Origin of the sequence: Sphingobacterium composti (assembly GCF_009829075.1) — a bacterium.
Lineage (GTDB): Bacteria > Bacteroidota > Bacteroidia > Sphingobacteriales > Sphingobacteriaceae > Sphingobacterium > Sphingobacterium composti.
On sequence record NZ_WUQZ01000001.1, the window covers coordinates 214845 to 231054 of the forward strand.

Here is a 16210-nt window from a genome sequence, read left to right on the forward strand (position 1 = left end):
AATATATTGAGCAATTTGTCTAAAAAACGTTATACAATTACTTCGGCTTTGCCTTATGCGAATGGTCCTTTGCATATTGGTCATTTGGCTGGAGCATATATTCCGGGCGATATTTTTGTGCGCTTTTTGCGTCTGAACAATAAGGATGTGGTATATGTCTGTGGTTCGGATGAGCATGGCGCAGCGATTACAATACGTGCTAAAAAAGAAGGTGTCACACCTAAAGAGGTTATTGATAAATACAATAAACAAATAAAAGAATCTTTCGAAAATTTCGGAATATCTTTTGATATCTACCACCGTACGTCAGAGCAGATTCATCACGAATTATCACAAGAATTTTTCTTGAATCTGTATGAAAAAGGTGAATTTATAGAGAAATTCTCTGAGCAATATTACGACGAAGAATTTAATCAATTTCTAGCAGACAGATACATTACAGGTACATGCCCACATTGCCAATCGGAGGGAGCTTATGGCGATCAATGTGAAAAATGTGGCACGTCTTTAAGTCCAACTGATTTAATTAATCCAAAATCTACATTGAGTGGTAAAGCTCCGATTTTGAGAGAAACAAAACACTGGTATTTGCCGTTGGATAAATACCAACCTTGGTTGGAGAAATGGTTGATTGAAGGTAAAAAAGATGTGTTGAAATCGAATGTCTTTGGTCAATGTTCTTCTTGGTTGAAGTCAGGATTGCAACCTCGTTCGATGACACGTGATTTGGATTGGGGAGTGGATGTTCCATTGGAAGAAGCAAAGGGTAAGAAGCTATATGTATGGTTGGATGCGCCGATTGGTTACATCTCTGCAACCAAACAATGGGCTATCGATAATGGTAAAAACTGGGAAGATTACTGGAAAAAACAAGCAAATTCGGATGATGATTCTACGTTGATTCATTTTATTGGTAAGGATAATATTGTTTTTCACTGTATTATTTTTCCAGCCATATTGCATGCACATGGGGAGTATATATTGCCAGATAATGTACCCGCGAATGAATTTTTGAATTTAGAAGGTGATAAACTTTCTACTTCACGTAATCATGCCGTTTGGTTGCATGATTATTTGGAAGAATTTCCAGGTAAACAAGATGAGTTGCGTTATGTATTGACTTCAATTCTTCCGGAGACTTCTGATTCTGAATTTACATGGAAAGATTTTCAAGCACGTGTAAACAATGAGTTGGTGGCGATTTTAGGCAACTTTGTGAATCGTGTGATGGTGCTTTCGCACAAATACTTTGATGGCAAAGTGTTGAAAGGTTCTGAATTCAATGATACAGATAGAGCAGTTTTCGAAGAATTAGCAAAATATCCTGGATTGATTGAACAATCACTTGGTAACTACCGTTTCCGTGAGGCATTAGCACACTTTATGAATGCAGCTCGATTAGGTAACAAATATTTGGCGGACGAAGAGCCTTGGAAAGTTATCAAAACTGATGAGGAGCGTGTTAAAACTGTATTGAATGTGGCGACGCAAATCGTAGCAAACTTAGCGATTTTGGCTCAGCCATTCTTGCCTAAAACTTCGACTAAATTGTTCGAAATGTTAAACTTCCCGCAACAAAATTGGGATAAGGTAGGTAAATCTGATCTGATTGCTACAGATGCGCAATTGGGCGAAGTTCAAATGTTATTCGAGAAAATTACAGATGAGCAAGTAGAGGCACAATTACAAAAATTAGCTGACGCTAAAGCAAGTAATGCTGCAGCGAATGCAACTGTTTCTCCAGCAAAACCAAATATTTCTTTTGATGATTTCATGAAATTGGATATCCGTATCGGTACAATTTTGGAAGCAGAAAAAGTTGCAAAAACGAAGAAATTATTAAAGTTAAAAATCGATACTGGCATCGATCAACGTACTGTCGTGTCAGGTATTGCAGAGTTTTTTGCACCAGAAGATATCATCGGCAAGCAAGTTTCGATTTTAGTAAACTTAGAGCCTCGCGAAATCAAAGGTATTCAGTCTCAAGGTATGATTTTGATGGCTGAAGATGCTGATGGCAGGTTAGACTTCGTAAATCCTACTTCGGGTATTAAGCCAGGTAGTACGGTAAGATAATTTTTAGGTTTTAGATGAAAACACAAAGAGCAAAGATTTTAAGTCTTTGCTCTTTGTGTTTTTATGATGATTTAGACTTTCTTATATGGTAACAGGTTTTTTAGCCTTGTCAATTATCAGACCTATGATAAAACCGACAATAGATGGCACTAACCAACCTAAATCTATATCAACAAATGGTAATTTTGAATAGAATGGAATTTCCGCCGCTGTCCACCAATTCAACATGATGCCTAAGCTAAATACGGCAAATATCGTAGAGGCTAATAAAGCTCCGATATAGGGTGTTTTGTGCTTTACAAACGCCCCAAAAACAATTATGTAAAGCACTAAGGTAATCGCAATTGGATATACAAAAGCTAATGGAGGGTATGCAAATTGAATTATTTTATCTACTCCTAATATAGATAGAGTAGCTGAAAAAATAACACAAATAGTTACTAATAGCTTGTAGCCTAATTTACCTTTAGTCAATTCTGAGAAGAATGTACCGACAGCTGTTGTTAGTGCAATTGAAGTGGTCAAACAAGCCAATGCGATACAAATGCCGATTGCAATCATACCGTACTCACCTAATGCACTTTTTGCAATATGTATCAATAAAGTCGACCGGCTAATATCTTTGTCTGCAATTCCTGAAGTCGCTCCTAAATAAACTAAACCACCATAAATAAAGATTAAACACACCGAAGAAATAATACCTGACGATATCACAACTGTGCTTTTATCGTCCATATTTGTATATCCTTTTGTCTGAGCTGCCGCAATGATAATACCAGCAAATACGAGTGAAGCCAACATATCTACTGTCTGGTAGCCTTCAACAAAACCAAATTTGAAAGCTTCAGTTGAGGTTAGCGAAGTCGTACTGAAATCAGCTATTGGATTTAGAATGCCTATTAATATCAGTATAAATAAAAGAATTAATAATAATGGTGTAAGAATATTACCGATAATATCTACCACTTTGGAAGGAGAAATGCTTAAGGTCCATGTTAGTCCAAAGAATATAATAGAAAATAGAATAGGATTAAAATTGGGAAATGTTGGAAGTATGCCCACCTCAAATGTCGTTGCTCCAGTACGTGGAATAGCAATCAATGGCCCAATACATAACATAATAATGGTTCCTAAAACTGGCGCTAACCAAGGATGAATACGATTACCCAAGTCGTAGATAGTGTTTCCTGATTTTACGATAGAAAGAATACCTAAAAACGGTAATATGATTCCCGTCAAACCAAATGCAATAATCGTAATCAATGTGTGATGCCCGACCTGTAAACCGATAAACGGAGGTAATAAAAGATTTCCCGCACCAAAAAACATCGCAAATAAAGCAAAGCCAATGGTGATGATGTCTTGTTTTTTCTTCATTATATAAGGGTTAGAATAATAATTGTATCAGTTGTTTCGCTTCTTTTACATCGTGTACGCGCAATATCTGAACACCACGTTCTAATAGCAGTGTGTTTAAGGCAGTAGTGCTATTTAACGATTCTTGTGGAGTTATTCCTAATTTTTTATAAATCATAGATTTACGAGATATTCCTCCTAAAATTGGCAGTCCATGGTAATGCAATTCATTGACGCGAAGCAATAGTTCGTAGTTTTGTTCTATTGTTTTTGCGAATCCGTATCCAGGGTCTAAGATAATATCTTTTACGCCTAAAGCGCGCAATTTAGCGATTTTGTCTCCCAAATCGACAGCTACGTCATTCACGACGTTATCGTAATCCGTGAGGTTTTGCATTGTTTCGGGGGTGCCGCGCATATGCATAAGGATGTAGGGCACTTGCAATTCGGCTACTGTAGGAAACATATTATCATCTAAAATTCCTCCCGAAATATCATTGATAATATGTGCACCAGCTTGGATTGAAGCTTTAGCAACATCCGCACGGAATGTGTCAATAGACAAAGGTATTGTTGGGTATTCTTTTACGATTGCTTTAATTGCCGGTATTGCTCTATCCATCTCTTCTTGAGCAGATATGAGTGGAGCGCCTGGTCGAGAGGAATAGGCACCTATGTCAATAATATCCGCACCTTCATTAACCATTTGCTCGGCTCTTCGTAGTGCATTCTCTAAGCTATTGTGTTGTCCTCCATCAAAAAATGAATCTGGAGTAAAATTCAAAATACCCATAATAACAGGCTTATCGAATGTCATCAGTGTACCTTTGATATTAATGGATTGACAAGAGTGTGGCTTAAGCAAATTCATAATTGTAAAAATAGAAAAAAGGCTGTAATATTCACTACAGCCTTTTCTCAATATGGATTAAAATGCTATTTTACAACCAAAACACCATCTGCAACAATGTTAATGTCTGTTTTAGGTTGTGTTATTTTCGCAATTTCAGCAGCACTTTTGCCCGCATCTTCTGCATTATGTTTTAATTGTTTCACTGAAAGCTCTTTTACTTTAGCATTCCCTTCTAATACTACAGTTTTTCCGATTAAATCAGCAGGAACAAAGTATCCGTAATCTTTGAAACGAACCATAATTGGGTCACCTTCACCAGTTCTTTTCAAGGTCAAAAAACAACCTTTTTTCTTACAAACACCTACTACTTCGCCTTCGATTCTTCCCGTAAATCCTTTTTTAGATTTCAAGGTGTTTTCTAATTTTTCAACAGAAATAGCGTTTTTGTTAGTGATAGCTTTGCCGTATTGTACTCCCACTTTGGCAGGTTTGATATCTTGTTGCGCGAATGCTACTGCAATCATCGCCATCAAAGACACACACAGTGTAATTAACTTTTTCATGGTTTTATCTTTATTTACGAATAAATTCAAATTTTCCCGAAGGGTCAAGTTTCATAATGACAGAAGGTTTTCCTTTTGACGTATCATGCTGACCAAATTTAACAATATAGTCAACACCATCTTTGATTTCATCTTTGATTTCATCAAAATTACCAGCAGAAGGCTCACCACTTAAATTGGCTGAAGTAGAAATTATCGGTTTTCTAAATCGTTGCAATAGTTGTTGGCAAAAAGGATGATTTACGACACGAATGCCGATACTTCCATCCTCAGCAATCGCATTTTCAGCAAGATTTTTGGCTCCTGAATAAATAATCGTCAAGGGTCTGTCCGTAGCTTCTATCAATTCATATGCGACTTCTGGAATATCACGAACATAGCCTGCTAATTGATTGTCATTATGCAACAGGATGAGCATACTTTTGTTTTTGTCTCTTCCTTTCAAGGCAAAGACTTTCTCCACAGCTTCTGGATTTGTAGCATCGCAGCCTATACCCCATATTGTATCCGTTGGATACAATATTAGACCGCCATTTTTTAGCGTTTCTAAAGCTTGATTAATATCCTCTCTATCCACAAATGTATTCGACATCCTTTTATAAAATTAAACTGCTACGTTGTGCTCACGCAATGCATCGTTCAAAGACGTTTTCTTGTCTGTAGATTCTTTACGTTGACCAATGATTAAAGCACAAGGCACTTGGTATTCACCCGCAGGGAATTTCTTCGTATACGATCCTGGGATTACAACCGAACGCGCAGGAACATAACCTTTGTATTCTACTGGTTCTGGACCAGAGACATCGATGATTTTTGTTGACGCAGTCAATACTACGTTTGCGCCCAATACAGCCTCTGTCTCTACACGGATTCCTTCTACGACGATAGCACGAGAACCTACGAATACGTTGTCTTCGATAATAACTGGAGCAGCTTGAACAGGTTCTAATACACCACCGATACCTACACCACCTGATAAGTGTACGTTTTTACCTATTTGTGCACATGAACCTACAGTTGCCCAAGTGTCTACCATCGTGCCTTCGTCAACAAAAGCTCCAATATTTACGTAAGATGGCATCATGATTACACCTTTAGCCAAATAAGCACCATAACGTGCAGAAGCTCCCGGTACAACACGTACACCCAATTCTTTGTAGTTTGTTTTCAACTTCATTTTATCGTGATATACGAAAGGTGCATTTTCGATTACTTTCATATCACGGATTGGGAAATAAAGAATTACAGCTTTTTTGATCCAATCATTTACATGCCAACGATTGCCAATTGGTTCTGCTACACGCAATTCCCCAATGTCCAATTTCATAATGATAGTTTGAACAGCCTCAAAATATTCTTTATTACCTAATAATTGTCTATCTTCCCAAGCTTCTTCGATTAATTTTTGAAGTTTTTGAATTTCCATTTTTCTTTTATAAATCTCTAAATACTAACTACAAATATGCTCATTTTTCTCCAATTCAATAGTGGTAAATGGTCATTATTTTGAAAGAATCTTCCTATTTTTGAACTATGGCAAATGAACCTGAAAAATTACGTGTGGATAAATATCTGTGGGCTATTCGTATTTTCAAAACAAGAAGTTTAGCAACAGAAGCGTGTAAGGCTGGTCGAGTAAAATTGAATGGTCAAAATATTAAACCTTCTTACGTGGTGAAAGTAGGAGATACGTATGCTGTACAAAAAGGTATTGAGCGTAAAGTTGTTTTTGTGACAGGTTTATTGGAACGAAGAGTGGATGCCAAAACAGCTGTGCAGTTTTACGAAGACCGTACACCTGTCGAAGAAACTCACGGGTACAAATCAATGTTCCAAGCACCTATATTAAAGCGTGACCGCGGAGCTGGACGTCCTACAAAACGAGACCGCAGAGAAATCGATGATTTGAAAGCGAGCGAGTGGTGGGATATTGAAGAGGATTAAGTGATTAAAATCGTTATTTCGAGTGAAACGATATGTAGTGGAGAAATCCAAAAACTGAATCATTAGATTTTATTTAGGTCAAAAAGATATTAAATGATGTTAAACAACAATGCCTCGAAATTCATTCGAGGCATTGTTGGTATGAGCAGATAATATTTATCTGTTATCTAAATCGATATATTGGCTATCGACATTGCCAGTATATACTTGGCGAGGACGACCAATAGGTTCTTTGTTGTCACGCATCTCTTTCCATTGAGCGATCCATCCTGGAAGACGACCTAATGCAAATAATACTGTGAACATTTCAGCATTGAAACCTAAAGCACGGTAAATGATACCTGAATAGAAGTCAACGTTTGGATATAATTTTCTGTCAATGAAGTATTGATCTTCTAAAGCTGCTTTTTCTAAACCTTTAGCGATATCTAAAACAGGATCATTAATGCCTAATTTTTCTAAAACATCATCAGCTGCTTTTTTGATGATTTTAGCACGAGGATCAAAGTTTTTGTATACACGGTGACCGAATCCCATCAAACGGAAAGGATCGTTTTTGTCCTTCGCTTTGTCCAAATATTTCTTCACATCGCCACCATCATTTTTGATGTCTTCTAACATTTCAATCACCGCTTGGTTCGCACCACCGTGAAGAGGACCCCACAATGCATTGATACCAGCAGAAACTGAAGCATATAAGTTAGCATTTGAAGAACCTACGATACGTACAGTCGAAGTTGAACAGTTTTGTTCGTGATCAGCGTGTAAAATCAATAATACGCGCATGGCATTCAATACCGCATCGTCAAAGATTTTATCACAATTCACTTCACCAAAAATCATATTCATGAAATTGTCGATGTATCCTAAGTCTTTTTTAGGATAAACAACAGGATGACCTAATGATTTCTTTTGAATCCAAGACACGATTGTTGGCATTTTACCCAACAAGTTTACGATTGTTTGGTATTCTTCTTTATCGTTTTGATTAGGATTTAATGATTCAGGATAGAATGCTGATAAAGCACCTACTAAACAAGAAAGCTGACCCATAGGGTGTGACTTTGATGGGAATCCTGCGAAGAAGTTTTTCATATCTTCGTGAACCATCATCTGCCCTTTGATATCGGATCTGAATTTCTCTAAAACTTCTCTGGTTGGTAATTCACCATAAATCAATAAATAAGCAACTTCTAAGAATGTAGATTTTTCGGCTAATTCTTCGATTTTATACCCACGGTATTTCAAAATACCTTTTTCTCCATCCAAAAATGTAATAGCACTTTTAGTAGCGCCTGTGTTTTTGAATCCTGGGTCTAACGTAATATATCCTGATTGGTCTCTTAATTTTGAAATATCAATGGCTTTTTCGTTTTCAGTTCCTGTGATTACAGACAACTCAAGCGTTTTTCCATTTAAAGTAATAGATGCTGTTTCCGACATAATCAAATTTCTTGTATATACACAAAAGTATAAAATTCAACAAGAAAAACTAAACTTAAATCAAGTTTAAATGACATTTATCGGTCATAAATAGCAAACTTTATATTTCCTTAACTATCTGATTATCTATTTCTGTCAAAAAATGTTAAATAATTACGAAAAATTTGTTATTCTACGAATTATTCGTAGATTAGATTTGAGATTTAAATTTTGACGAGATGATTTTAGAAAAACTAACGATTCAGGAAGAGGAAGCAATGTTATCTATTTGGCAACTTAAAGGTGGTTTTGTGAAAGAGATATTAGATAATATGAAGCCCGGAGAACAAGTGCCATATACTACATTAGCCTCGACAATTAAGAATCTCGAGCGTAAGGGCTATGTGAAAGCAGTAAAATATGCTAACGCAAAGCGATATGAACCCATAATTACTTTGGAAGAATATCGTGCTAAGTTTATGAATTCGTTCGTAGGGGATTATTTCAAAAACTCATACAAAGAAATGGTTTCTTTCTTTATTAAAGAAGAAAAGTTGAGCGAAAATGAGCTGAAAGAAATTCTAGAAATGATCAAGAACAATAAATCTTAAAGAAATGGAAAATCTACTAACCTATATAATCCAGGTAAACCTATTGTTAGCATTCATCTATTTGGGTTATCATTTCTTGCTTAAAAGTTTGACTTTCTACAATTTGAACAGGATTTACTTTTTGATTGGAAGCCTTTATGCTTTTGCGTATCCATTTATTGATTTCAAATCTTGGTTTGCCAAAAATGAGGTTTTAGATTCCACATTTTTCCCAGAGTTTTTAACTGCATTTCAAATGCCTGATCCTAGTACAAGTCAAATAACATTGTTGGATCTGATTGTCGTTGAATTAGGATTATTTGCGGTTGTATTTTTTATTAAGTTGATTGTGCAGATTTTCAGCTTGTTACGTATTCACATGCATTCCGAAAAATCCATTTGGCAATCGTATTTATTTAGAAATGTAGTATTCCCCATCGTACCTTTTTCATTTTTTAATAAAATATATATACACAAAGAGCAACATCAAGAAACGGAGTTGCAAGATATTTTCGCGCACGAAATTGTCCATGTGAAAGGCCATCACACGGTCGATATTCTGTTGTTCGAAATGATATTGGTGGTTTGTTGGTACAATCCCTTCGTGTGGTTAATGCGCAAAGCTGTACGTCAAAATTTAGAATTCCTGACCGATCAGCAGGTACTAAATAAGGGCGTGGACAAGCAAACCTATCAATATTCTTTACTGCATGTCACGCGACAAGGTGTCGCGGTGGGTATGAGTAACCATTTTAATTTTAAAACTTTAAAAAAGCGCATTATGATGATGAACAAAAAACGCTCTTCCAAATTGGAATTGAGCAAGTATGCTTTCTTATTACCTGTTTTTTTGATTGCAGGAATGTCTTTTACAGTTAGTAAAGCAGAAAATAATATTGAAAAAATAGTTGATAAATCAAAGCAAACTACTGTAATATCTGAACCTTTAAATGTAAAAATGAAAGGAGAAGTTGGGGAATTATTAAAGAATACGATTGGTACGGATATAATTTCTGTAGATACAAGTAATCAAGAAAAGGAATATCCCTTATTAGCACCTGATTTTGACCGTAAAGAACTAGAAGGTAAGAATCTACATTTTGAGATTGATGGAAAATTAGTTAGCCTCGACGAATTTTTAGAATTCCCAAGAACGGAGATTTATGGAGTAGATATTTATAAGGATAAAGAAGAGATTCGTAAGAAAATTGGAAAGGAAAATTCGGAAGGATTGTTTGTGATGACTTCGAAAAAGAAGAATTCTTCTAATGACAAACAAATGCAAACTCAAGACTTTATTAAAAGACTGAAAAGTAAAGCTGAGATAGATCCCGATAAGAAGTTTATTTATGATTATGACGGGAAGATTCTTTCCAAAAGTGAATTTTTAGCAATTGCTGATGAAAATTTAAAGCGATTGACGCATATGTCAGGAAGATCACTTATGAAAGTGAAATACAGTTCATTAGTATCTAACTGGGAAGAGTATGAAGGTGTAATTCATGCAATCTCTTTACAAAGCGAAGAAAAGTTCAAAGAACAGACAGCGAAGGTATTGTTTATTATTGATGGCGTAGAAAAGGGCATAGGTTCTGATTTGGAGGATTTAGATCCTAATGACATTGAAAGTATGAATGTTCTAAAAGGGGAAAATGCTACAACAGTTTATGGTGACAAGGGCAAGGATGGAGTAATAGAGATCAAGACAAAGAAAAATAAAAACAAAGAAGTTGTTGTAACAGGGTATAAATCAAAGGAAAATAATAGTGATTCTGTTGACGTAAAAACTAAAGGGGCTGTAAAGGAAGTCATTGTTACCGGTCTTAAAAAATAATGATTATTATAAAACAAATAGCACTCACGAATGGAAGTGCTATTTGTTTTATATATGAATAGAATTAAATCCTATTTATAGGCGAATACTTCGCCAAGGTCTTCATTGTTCGTGAATGTACAGCCAAGGTCAGTTAACTCACCTGTGCCAATATTAATCACCATACCATGAACTGCTAAATCATCACGATCTTTCCATGCATTTTGAACGATAGATGTAGTACAAAGATTGAAAACTTGCTCTTGTACATTCAATTCAATTAGACGGTTTACTTTATCTTCATGGTTCTCGATAGCATCGATTTCAGCAGCATGAAGACGGTATACATCTTTGATATGGCACAACCAGTTGTCAATTACACCAAATTGTTGACGACTCAATGATGCAGCAACACCACCACAACCATAGTGACCAGCAATGATAACATGCTTTACCTTCAATACATTGACAGCATAATCCAATACAGATAGCATACTCATATCCGAGTGGATAACCATATTGGCAATATTACGGTGCACGAAAACCTCACCTGGCTTTTTACCTGTAATCTCGTTCGCCGGGACTCTACTATCAGCGCATCCAATCCACAATACTTCTGGACTTTGACCCTTTGCTAATTGTTGAAATCTACCTGATTCGTCTTGTTTTACGAAATCAACCCATTCTTTGTTACCTTGTAATATTTTTTCAAAACCTAATTCTAATTCTTTGTTACCCATTTTATTTTATTCTTTAATGCAGCCCAAATGATTTAGGGCAAGTTAATACTTTTGCGATTATAATTCTATTAATTAAACTACTTTCTGAAGATTTGATTTTTTCGAACGGACCACCTTACGCTTGTAAGTGACATCTTGCAATTCAATTTCTAGACCTTTGCTTAGTGCATTTTGCTCGAAATCTTTTAATACTTCCAACACATCTTTATCAATAAACTTACTGTTCCCCCCGTTTATCACCACTTTGTCTACTGATTTCGGTAAGCTATATAGTTTTTGTTGAATTGGAGCTTTATTTAAAAAGGATACCTCTTCTGCTAAAGTCAGAATAGCTGTTTGATCTTCTTTTATCTCAAACTTATAAGCGTTTTGCAAGTTAGCACGTAATATATAGAAAGTAGCTACAACTATACCTACCCCTACACCCGTCAATAAATCAGTGATTACAATAGCTGCTACAGTAATTGTAAATGGTATAAACTGATCCAAACCTTTTCTAAACATCTGCTTGAAAAGAGCAGGCTTCGCTAATTTATATCCCGTGTGTAATAGAATTGCCGCCAAACATGCTAATGGAATGTAGTTTATTAAAGCAGGAATTGCTAGTAATGCTAATAATAACCAGATTCCATGTAATATAGCGGATTGACGTGTACGTCCTCCTGAATTAGCATTGGCTGATGATCGTACTATTACGGATGTAAGAGGTAGTCCCCCTAATAGACCAGATGATATATTTCCTGCTCCTTGAGCTAATAATTCTCTGTTTGTAGGAGAATTACGTTTGAATGGATCAAGTTTGTCTACAGCTTCAATACTTAATAATGTCTCTAAACTGGCAACAATTGCAATCGTTGCAGCTACGATCCAAACCTCTTTATTTACGATCTGCGTGAAATCGGGGAATATAAATAAACCTAAAAACTCATTAAAAGACGACACTACGGGAATAGAAACGTAATGTGAAGAAGTCCCTAAGGATAATGAAGTGCCTTGAAAAGCAAAACCTAAGCCAACACCTAAAAGTACTACTACTAAAGGAGCTGGGACTTTATTTAAACCTTTTATTGATGGCCAAAAAATAAGAATGGCTAGCGATAAAAAGCAAATAATTGTAGCACCCCAATTGACAGAATTGATAATCGTATCTGTAAATGCAGAAATACCGCCTCCATTGTCCATTTCAAAAGCATGTGCTTCTGTCATGCCGAATGCAATCGGTATTTGTTTTAGAATAATCGTTATACCAATCGCAGCTAGCATACCAATAATAACAGAAGATGGGAAGTAATTACCAATCATTCCGGCTTTTATAAAGCCTAGAATCAATTGCATCACACCTGCTAATACTACAGCTAATAAAAATGTTTCATAAGCACCTAACTTCATTATGGATGCAGCTACAATTGTAGTCAGTCCAGCTGCAGGTCCGCTTACACTTAAAGGTGATCCAGATAGAGAAGCTACCACAATACCGCCAATTACACCTGTCAATATTCCAGCAAATAGCGGTGCTCCTGATGCCATAGCAATACCCAAACATAATGGTAATGCAACAAGGAAAACAACTATAGATGCTGGAAAGTCAAATTTTAAGTCTCTTTTCGATAATTTCAGAAAAGCAGACATACGAGTTCCTAACATAATATTTTAGAAATAGTTAAAGTTTATTAATAAAAAAATAGACTGTGAAAGTTATTCTTCAAGAATACACATTCTTAAAAAAGTACGATCGTACTAACTAACCCAAATCTCTAAATTGTAAATAAACTAGCAGTTAGGAGGCGGTGTTGGTACCCTAGGATGGAAACTGCAAATCGATTTTTCGTTTTTAAGATAATTTCTTTGCTTGCCACTATTCTCGATGGTGGGATTGAAACTTAAATCAATTGCATCAGGTTTAAAAATTTTTATACTGTGTTCGTGCAAGTCCTCATTATTTGAATTGGAATTTTGTGAACCTAACTCAATTTCAAGTTGCATAACAACCTGTAAGACTGTGCCTTTGTCTAATACATTATGAAAAATAGGCGTAGCAGCAATAAGCATCTTCGAGAAGAAGACAAAAAAACATAGCTTAGCCGCTATTATTCTTTTTGTTTTATTAAACATTGCATATTTACCTAACATAACATTACAAAAATAACTTTTCTGTCTAAAAAATCAAGTCGGAAAAGAATTTTGTTGTGAAATTGTGACAAAAACAAGATAAAATTTCAATTAATTAACATTTTTGTAATTTAATTCTTATAATTTGCTAATACAATTATTTCAATTCTAGTAAATTGTGTATTATCTTTAAATTAGAAATTTATTACATATAGATATGAAACAGGAATTTATCGAAAGGATAAAATCTTCATACAATCCAAAGGGTGAGTTTATTCAATTAGGCTCTGGTTTATTGAATGGTGAAGTATTAACCGATGCCAAAGTTAATTTGGCTTTAAAAATGATGAACCGTCATGGGTTGATAGCTGGTGCTACTGGTACGGGTAAAACAAGGACTTTGCAACTGATAGCAGAACAATTATCGGATAAAGGGGTTCCTGTTTTTATGTTGGATGTAAAAGGAGATTTATCTGGTTTGGCAGAGGAAGGAAAGACAAATGATGCTTTGCTGGAAAGAGGTAATGCTGTAGGGATACCGTTTGTTCCTTCGAGTTTTCCTATTGAAATTTTTTCCTTGACCGGAAAACTAGGCGCATCTATGCGTCTGACAGTAGAAGATTTCGGACCAATCATGCTATCACGTATATTGGACTTAAATGATACACAGTCTGGTGTTCTAAGTGTAATATTCAAATATGCACAAGATAATACTATGCCGTTGATCGATTTTAATGACTTGAAAAAGCTGTTATCTTATCTATCAGAAGGCGCAGGAGCAGCAGAAATAAAGGATGATTACGGCAAGATAAGTTCTGCTAGTTCGGGAGCTATTTTGCGTAAGATAGTCGCGATAGAGCAACAAGGTGTATCACATATTTTTGGGGAAAAGGAATTTGATATTCAAGATTTGTTTGGTCGTGTAGATGGAAAGGGAGTTATAACGTTATTAAATATTTCGGACATCCAAGATCAACCGTTATTATATTCTACATTTTTATTGAGCTTGCTAGCGCAATTATTTAAAAAAATGCCAGAAGTTGGTGATTTGGATAAGCCAAAGTTGGTATTCTTTTTAGACGAGGCGCATTTGTTATTTAATGGTTCTTCCAAGGCTTTTTTGGGTCAAATTGAACAGATCATTAGATTGATTCGTTCTAAGGGAGTTGGTGTGTTTTTCTGTACACAAGCAGCTACTGATATTTCGGAGAGTGTACTTAGTCAATTGGGAAATCGTATTCAACATGCCTTGCGTGCATTCACGCCGAATGATGCCGAAGCCTTGCGTAAAACTGTCAAAACGTATCCGACATCAGAATTTTACGAAATCGATAAGGTCTTGACATCATTAGGAACAGGTCAAGCTTTAGTAACTGTTTTGAATGATAAAGGTATCCCAACAGAAGTAGTCGCTACGCATTTGGTTCCTGCTAGGGCTGTTATGGGACCTGCTACCTCTGACAATTATGATAATATTGTGAAAAACTCTGAATTCTTCGCTAAATATCAACAACGTGTAGAAAGAAGAAGTGCTAGCGAAATTATCGAAGAAAAAGAAGCGTACAATGAACAAGTAGAAGCTCGTGAGCAAGCTGAAAAGGAAGCTCAAAAACAAGCGCAAAAGGGACGTTCTACGTCTTCAAGACGTCAGTCACCATTAGAAGCAGCTCAGACACAAGCAAGTCGTACTTTAGCTCGTGAAGGAGTAAAGTTGTTAGGAAAACTTGCAACTGGATTATTGAATACATTCTTTAAAAAGAAATAGTATATTTGCAAAAAATTACTAATCTATTTTAAATATGGGAAAACCTACTTTACTAGTCCTTGCGGCAGGTATGGCAAGTCGTTATGGGTCATTGAAACAAGTGGATGGATTTGGTCCACATGGTGAATCAATTATTGACTATTCTATTTACGATGCTATTCAAGCAGGCTTTGGAAAAGTAGTATTTATAATTCGCCAAGAATTTGAGGAGGTTATGCGTGCCAAATTCGACGAAAAATTGGCTGGTAAAATTGAAGTAGATTATGCGTTTCAAGATTTTGATTTGACAAAATTTGGCGTGAATCGCGTAATTGAACGTACTAAACCTTGGGGAACGGCTCATGCTGTAATGAGTGCTAAAGATAAAATTAATGAACCGTTTTGCGTGATTAATGCGGATGATTTTTATGGGGCTGATGCATTTCAAAAAATGGCTACGTTTTTGAACGAGGATGTTACGGATAGCAATATGTCTTTGATGGGGTTTGAAGTAGGTAATACGATGTCTGATCACGGTTATGTGTCTCGTGGTGTATGTGAAGTAAGCGCTGAGGGTAATATGAACTCTGTAACTGAACGTACTAATATCTATTATAAGGGAGAGGGAGCTGATCGTAAAATTGTTTTCAACGAAAATGATGTTGAATATGATTTGGATCCTAAATCTCGTGTATCCATGAATTTTTGGGGATTCACTCCGAAAGTTTTTGAGGTGTGCTTAGATTTGTTTCCAGCTTTCGTCGAAGCAAATGCTGAAAATCCAAAAGCTGAATTCTTTATTCCTTCTATTCCAGATTATATGGTTAAAAACGGAATGGCTGATTTTAAAGTTATTCCGACTTCATCGAAATGGTTTGGGGTAACTTATCCAGAAGATAAGCCTATAGTTCAAGAAAGTATTTCTAACTTGATTGCTGAAGGTGCTTATCCTGCAAAACTTTTCTAAAAATAATTTGTTTTGAAGAATATATAAAGTGCA

General features: G+C 35.8%; 15 protein-coding genes. 6 read left to right on the forward strand and 9 right to left on the reverse strand.

The features are described 5' to 3' along the window. Positions 1-6: 6 nt before the first annotated feature. On the forward strand, positions 7-2076 hold the full coding sequence (gene metG / locus GOQ17_RS00945; protein WP_159633448.1) for a methionine--tRNA ligase: 2070 nt from the start codon (positions 7-9) through the stop codon (positions 2074-2076). 81 nt (positions 2077-2157) lie between these two features. Here metG and brnQ read toward each other — a convergent pair whose 3' ends face one another. The 5 genes from brnQ to GOQ17_RS00970 all read right to left on the reverse strand — a co-directional run bounded on the left by brnQ (position 2158) and on the right by GOQ17_RS00970 (position 6274). Next, positions 2158-3453, reverse strand: a complete 1296-nt coding sequence (brnQ, locus tag GOQ17_RS00950; protein ID WP_159633451.1) for a branched-chain amino acid transport system II carrier protein — start codon at positions 3451-3453, stop codon at positions 2158-2160. Positions 3454-3463: 10 nt separating this feature from the next. Continuing rightward, positions 3464-4303, reverse strand: coding sequence for a dihydropteroate synthase (folP, locus tag GOQ17_RS00955; RefSeq protein WP_159633454.1), 840 nt, complete (start codon positions 4301-4303; stop codon positions 3464-3466). A gap of 65 nt (positions 4304-4368) precedes the next feature. After that, a complete protein-coding gene (locus GOQ17_RS00960; protein ID WP_159633457.1) occupies positions 4369-4848 on the reverse strand; it encodes a DUF4920 domain-containing protein in 480 nt (159 codons plus the stop codon). A 10-nt stretch (positions 4849-4858) separates the two neighbouring features. Beyond that, complete coding sequence (locus tag GOQ17_RS00965) at positions 4859-5440, reverse strand: L-threonylcarbamoyladenylate synthase (protein WP_159633460.1); 582 nt, start codon at positions 5438-5440, stop codon at positions 4859-4861. Between the two features lie 12 nt (positions 5441-5452). After that, complete coding sequence (locus GOQ17_RS00970; RefSeq protein ID WP_159633463.1) at positions 5453-6274, reverse strand: 2,3,4,5-tetrahydropyridine-2,6-dicarboxylate N-succinyltransferase; 822 nt, start codon at positions 6272-6274, stop codon at positions 5453-5455. A gap of 107 nt (positions 6275-6381) precedes the next feature. Between GOQ17_RS00970 and GOQ17_RS00975 the strand changes: the two genes are divergently transcribed. Beyond that, complete coding sequence (locus GOQ17_RS00975; protein ID WP_159633466.1) at positions 6382-6792, forward strand: RNA-binding S4 domain-containing protein; 411 nt, start codon at positions 6382-6384, stop codon at positions 6790-6792. 156 nt (positions 6793-6948) lie between these two features. On the opposite strand, the gene GOQ17_RS00980 is transcribed toward GOQ17_RS00975, so the two are convergent. Further along, positions 6949-8235, reverse strand: coding sequence for a citrate synthase (locus GOQ17_RS00980; protein ID WP_159633469.1), 1287 nt, complete (start codon positions 8233-8235; stop codon positions 6949-6951). A gap of 218 nt (positions 8236-8453) precedes the next feature. Between GOQ17_RS00980 and GOQ17_RS00985 the strand changes: the two genes are divergently transcribed. Together GOQ17_RS00985 and GOQ17_RS00990 are read left to right on the forward strand one after the other, a co-directional pair. Beyond that, the gene (locus tag GOQ17_RS00985) at positions 8454-8825 is read left to right on the forward strand and encodes a BlaI/MecI/CopY family transcriptional regulator (RefSeq protein WP_159633472.1); all 372 of its coding nucleotides are present in this window, start codon (positions 8454-8456) and stop codon (positions 8823-8825) included. Between the two features lie 4 nt (positions 8826-8829). Continuing rightward, positions 8830-10638: a M56 family metallopeptidase gene (locus GOQ17_RS00990; protein ID WP_159633475.1), complete on the forward strand. Its 1809-nt coding sequence runs from the start codon at positions 8830-8832 to the stop codon at positions 10636-10638. Positions 10639-10709: 71 nt separating this feature from the next. Here the strand turns inward: GOQ17_RS00990 and GOQ17_RS00995 are convergent, their stop codons facing one another. From GOQ17_RS00995 to GOQ17_RS01005, 3 genes are all read right to left on the reverse strand, one after another. Then, positions 10710-11357 (reverse strand): carbonic anhydrase, encoded by a 648-nt coding sequence (locus GOQ17_RS00995; RefSeq protein WP_159633478.1) that lies wholly within the window; start codon positions 11355-11357, stop codon positions 10710-10712. A gap of 72 nt (positions 11358-11429) precedes the next feature. Then, positions 11430-13001 (reverse strand): SulP family inorganic anion transporter, encoded by a 1572-nt coding sequence (locus tag GOQ17_RS01000; protein ID WP_159633481.1) that lies wholly within the window; start codon positions 12999-13001, stop codon positions 11430-11432. Between the two features lie 126 nt (positions 13002-13127). Then, the gene (locus GOQ17_RS01005; protein ID WP_159633484.1) at positions 13128-13487 is read right to left on the reverse strand and encodes a hypothetical protein; all 360 of its coding nucleotides are present in this window, start codon (positions 13485-13487) and stop codon (positions 13128-13130) included. A 196-nt stretch (positions 13488-13683) separates the two neighbouring features. Here GOQ17_RS01005 and GOQ17_RS01010 point away from each other — a divergent pair, with 196 nt between their 5' ends. Next, positions 13684-15231: a helicase HerA-like domain-containing protein gene (locus GOQ17_RS01010; RefSeq protein WP_236537009.1), complete on the forward strand. Its 1548-nt coding sequence runs from the start codon at positions 13684-13686 to the stop codon at positions 15229-15231. Between the two features lie 34 nt (positions 15232-15265). After that, a complete protein-coding gene (locus GOQ17_RS01015) occupies positions 15266-16177 on the forward strand; it encodes a nucleotidyltransferase family protein (protein ID WP_159633487.1) in 912 nt (303 codons plus the stop codon). The last annotated feature ends 33 nt before the right edge of the window (positions 16178-16210 follow it).